The sequence below is a fragment of the Pseudomonas sp. genome, assembly GCF_049645325.1.
Lineage (GTDB): Bacteria > Pseudomonadota > Gammaproteobacteria > Pseudomonadales > Pseudomonadaceae > Aquipseudomonas.
The window spans coordinates 1-4,723 of the sequence record NZ_JBARTQ010000633.1; the positions used below are offsets into that span (position 1 = coordinate 1).

Below are 4,723 nucleotides of genomic sequence, written 5' to 3' on the forward strand. Positions count from 1 at the left end.
TATTGCCCTGCTTCTGCTTCAACCACTCAGGTCGGCTTTCAGGCCGCCGTGCTTTAGATTTTGATCTCAGGCGCCCCGTTAACCACGCTGGCCGCACGCAGGCTTGAATCCGTGGGCAACCCGGCAGGACGCCGGGTTAGCCGTGTTGGGCCATGGATGGCCCGTCACGGCGGCCCACGGATTCAAGCCGGAGTGCGGGCACACCGAGCCTAGGCGAGGTGCCGAGTGGAGGAGCAAGAGCGTTTTGCTTACTTTTGACTGGGCCGGCATTCCGGCTCTATCAAAAGTGAGTCGCTGTAAGAGCGAAACCAATAGAAGCCATCACCCAAATAACGGATATGCCCTCCTACCTACCCCACCCAACCCCTCATCAACCCAACTCCCGCCCCAAAAACGGCGCAGTTCGGCTGCCCTTGCTCTTGGCCACCTTCAACGGCGGCCCACTGACCACCACCTTCCCGCCCAAATCCCCTGCCCCAGGGCCGATATCAATCACCCAGTCACTCTGCGCAACCACGCGCATCTCGTGCTCCACCACAACCACCGTATGCCCCGCCTCCACCAGGTGATTCAACTGACTGAGCAAGCGATCCACATCCCGTGGATGCAACCCGGTCGTCGGTTCATCCAGCACATATAAGGTGGCGCCCCGCGCATTACGCTGCAGTTCGGTCGCCAGCTTGATGCGCTGCGCCTCCCCGCCAGACAATTCAGTCGCCGGCTGCCCCAACCGCAAATAACCCAGGCCGATATCGCGCAGCACCTGCAACGAACGCAGCACCCCAGGCTGTTCGGCAAACACCTCCACCGCCTGTTCCACCGTGAGCCCCAACACTTGGGCGATGCTCAAACCCTGCCATGTGATCGCCAAGGTCTCGGGGTTGTAACGCGCGCCATGACACGTCGGGCACGGCGCATACACGCTGGGCATGAACAGCAATTCAACGCTGACAAACCCTTCACCTTCGCAATTCGGGCAACGGCCCTTGGCGACGTTGAAGGAGAACTGCCCCGCATCGTAATGGCGCTTCTTCGCCGCTGGCGTGGCGGCGAAGAGTTTGCGCACGTTGTCGAACAGCCCGGTGTAGGTCGCAAGGTTGGAGCGTGGGGTGCGACCAATGGGTTTCTGGTCCACTTGCACCAGTCGGCGAATATGCTCCAACCCGGCACTGATGCGCCCACCGCTGGCTTGCGGGGTGTCGTCTTCCAGGCTCGGTTCTTCGTCGTTTTCCACTACGCGGCCAAGGCCTGCGCCCACCAGTTCCAGCAGCGCCTGGCTGACCAGGCTGGATTTGCCCGAGCCCGAAATGCCGGTCACCGCCGTAAAGCAGCCCAACGGAAATTCCACATTCAAATGCTTGAGGTTATTGCGCGTCACACCCGCAAGGCTCAGCCAGCCGGTGGGCGCTCGACGCGCCGAATTTGCCGGGCGCCGATCGGCAAACAGATACTCGCGCGTCTGTGACGCCTCGACCTCCGCCAGCCCGGCCGGCGGCCCGCTGTACAGCACTTGCCCGCCATGTTCACCGGCCGCCGGCCCTACGTCGATCAACCAGTCGGCGCGGCGCATGGTCTCCAGGTCATGCTCCACCACGAACAATGAATTGCCCGCTGCTTTCAGACGTTCAAGCGCGGTGAACAGCGCTTCGCCGTCCGCCGGGTGCAAGCCCGCCGAAGGTTCGTCCAGCACATAGATCACACCGAAGAGCTGCGAGCCCAATTGCGTCGCCAGGCGCAAGCGCTGCAACTCGCCGGACGACAATGTCGGCGTGCTGCGCTCCAGGGACAAATACCCCAACCCCAACTCGGTCAAGGTGCTCACCCGTTCGAGCAAATCCTCGGCGATGCGCTGGGCCGCCAGGCGCTTTTCCACCGACAGCTTCATCGTGTCTTGCCCCGCCGCGACCGGGCGTAAAACCTCGGCCAACTGCGTCAGCGACAATTGCGACAACTCTCCAATATCGAGCCCGGCAAACTTCACCGACAGCGCGGCCTTGTTCAGCCGCTTGCCCGCGCACGACGGGCAGGCGCTGCCCTGCATGAACTGTGAGACACGCTTTTTCATCAGCGCGCTTTGGGTGTGGGTGAAGGTGTGCAGGATATAACGCCGCGCGCCGCTGAACGTGCCCTGGTAGCTGGGCTCCACCTGGCGTTTCAACGCATCGCGGGTCTGCTCGGGGGTGAAGCCTGCGTACACCGGCGCGGTCGGAGTTTCTTCGGTAAAGAGAATCCAGTCACGCTGTTTTTTAGGCAGGTCACGCCAGGGGATGTCGACGTCATAGCCCAGCGTCACCAGAATGTCGCGCAGGTTCTGGCCCTGCCACGCCAGCGGCCAGGATGCCACTGCGCGCTGGCGAATCGTCAGCGAAGGGTCGGGCACCATCAGTGCCTCGGTCACTTCATACACGCGGCCCAGCCCATGGCATTGCGGGCACGCGCCCTGAGGCAGGTTCGGCGAAAAGTCCTCGGCGTACAGCATCGGCTGCCCCGCCGGGTAACTGCCGGCGCGGGAGTAGAGCATGCGGATCAGGCTCGACAGCGTGGTCACGCTGCCCACCGACGACCGCGCACTCGGGGTGCCGCGCTGCTGTTGCAGGGCCACGGCGGGAGGCAGGCCTTCGATGGAGTCCACGTCCGGCACACCGACCTGATCAATCAACCGCCGCGCGTAGGGCGCAACCGATTCGAAATAGCGGCGCTGGGCTTCGGCATACACCGTGGAAAACGCCAGGGACGATTTGCCCGAGCCTGAAACCCCGGTAAACACCACCAGGGCATCCCGGGGAATGTCCACGTCGACGTTACGCAGGTTATGTTCGCGGGCGCCGCGCACCCGTACGAAACCCGGACGTTGGGCAGTGATCGGAGGAATGTTGCGCTGTGACGTCATGGGCAACCTTGTCTGGCGATGAGCACGCTGCGCACCCGATGCGTCAGCGCTTCGGGGCTGTAGGGTTTGCTCAGCAAGTGAATGTCGGGGCTGAGCAGGTGATTGGTCGAGAGAATGTCGCGGGTGTGGCCTGAGGTGAACAGCACTGCCACGGGGGGTTGCTGCTCACGGGCCCACTCCGCCAGGTCGGTACTTTTGACGCGGCCGGGCATCACCACGTCGGTAAAGATCAGGTCCGGCAGCAAGCCCCCTTGCAACGCCTGCATCGCCCGGTCGCCATCCTCGGCGGTGAGTACGGTGTAGCCCGACTGTTGCAGCAACTCGACGACCGTCAGGCGCACGCCTTCATTGTCCTCGACCACCAGGATGGTTTCCTGTCCGCCACCGTGCAGGGTTTGCTCGGTGTACGCATCAAGGGTTTCCGGCTCCAGGCTGTGGGGGAAATACATCTGCACCACCGAACCTTTGCCTTGCTCGCTCAACATCTGCACATGCCCGCCGCTTTGGCGTACAAAACCGAACACCATGCTCAAGCCCAGGCCGGTGCCCTGCCCTTCGCGCTTGGTGGTGAAGAAGGGTTCGAAGGCGCGTTTGAGCACCGCCGGGGGCATGCCGACCCCGGTATCGGTCACTGCCAGGCACACGTATTCGCCGGGCTTGATGCTTTTACCGGCGCAGTCGTCAGGGTTGAGGATGATGTTCTCGCCGGTGATGCGAATCACGCCCTCGCCGTTCATGGCATCCCGGGCATTGATCGCCAGGTTGAGCAGCGCGTTTTCCAGCTGGTTGCGGTCGACATGGATGCACCAGGAGTCTTGGGGCAACTGCACATCGATATGAATGGTCTCACCCAGCGCGCGTTGTAGCAGTTCACCGAGGCCGGCGTAGATACGCTGCGGGTTGTAGACCGCCGGCGACAGCGGCTGGCGACGGGCAAAAGCCAGCAGTTGCGACGACAGCTTGGCCCCGCGGTCCACCGCCGCGATGGCCGCCGTGACGCGGCGTTGCACCTGTTCATTGTGTGGCTCATGCCGGGCCAGCAGGTGCAGGTTGCCGGCGATCACTTGCAGCAAGTTGTTGAAGTCGTGGGCCACGCCGCCGGTCAGGCCGCCGATGGCTTCGAGCTTTTGCGACTGGCGTAATTGGTCCTCGGCAGCGGAGCGCGCCTGCACCTCATTCGCCACGCGCTGCTCAAGGTTGTGTGTCAACTCCTGGCGCAGGCGCTCGGAATTCATATGCGCGGTGGTCTCCACCACAATGGCCAGCACGCCCATCGGTTGATGGCTATCCCCGGCGACCGGGCTGTAGTAGAGGTCCATCCAGACATCTTCAGGCTTGCCATTGCGCAGTAATGTCAGGGCCTTGTTGTTGAACGACAAGGTGCCGCCGGCCAGGCACGTGTCCACCACGTGACGGTTGAACTCGGCCACTTCCGGCCAGCCCAGCTCCACAGGTTTGCCCAGCAAATACGGATGCCGCCCGCCGGCAAACACCGAGTAGCTGTCGTTATAAATCATGTAGCCCGCCTGCCCCCACAGCACCACCATTGGCATGGGAGACGCCAGCACCATCTGCACGGTACACGCCAGGCTGGTGGACCAGCGGTCCAGCGGGCCGAGGTCGGTGGCCGACCAATCGAACGTGCGAATCCGTTGGGCCATTTCACCGGCCCAGCCTTCACAGCCATGGGGGTTGGATAAAAATTGCATCGTTTAACTCTGGGCAAAAAGAGGACGTCGGCAAAGTTTGGAGCGCGCCAGGCACAGATGGTTTCAACGCGTATACGTTAGGGGGTAATTGCCGCAGACACCACTGGCCTCAGTGAAAATCCCG

General features: G+C 62.7%; 2 protein-coding genes. Both read right to left on the minus strand.

What is annotated here, in order from left to right:
- Positions 1 to 370: 370 nt before the first annotated feature.
- Entirely contained in the window at positions 371 to 2,890 is a 2,520-nt protein-coding gene (gene uvrA / locus WBB95_RS26950; protein ID WP_424490347.1) for an excinuclease ABC subunit UvrA, read from the minus strand.
- Positions 2,887 to 4,599, minus strand: a complete 1,713-nt coding sequence (locus WBB95_RS26955) for an ATP-binding protein (RefSeq protein ID WP_424490348.1) — start codon at positions 4,597 to 4,599, stop codon at positions 2,887 to 2,889. The genes uvrA and WBB95_RS26955 overlap by 4 nt, the downstream gene beginning before the upstream one ends.
- Positions 4,600 to 4,723: the final 124 nt, after the last annotated feature.

Bases quoted from the DNA above. Each gene is read 5' to 3' on its own strand.
- WBB95_RS26955 (WP_424490348.1), bottom strand. From the start codon at position 4,599: ATGCAATTTTTATCCAACCCCCATGGCTGTGAAGGCTGGGCCGGTGAA.
- uvrA (WP_424490347.1), bottom strand. From the start codon at position 2,890: ATGACGTCACAGCGCAACATTCCTCCGATCACTGCCCAACGTCCGGGT.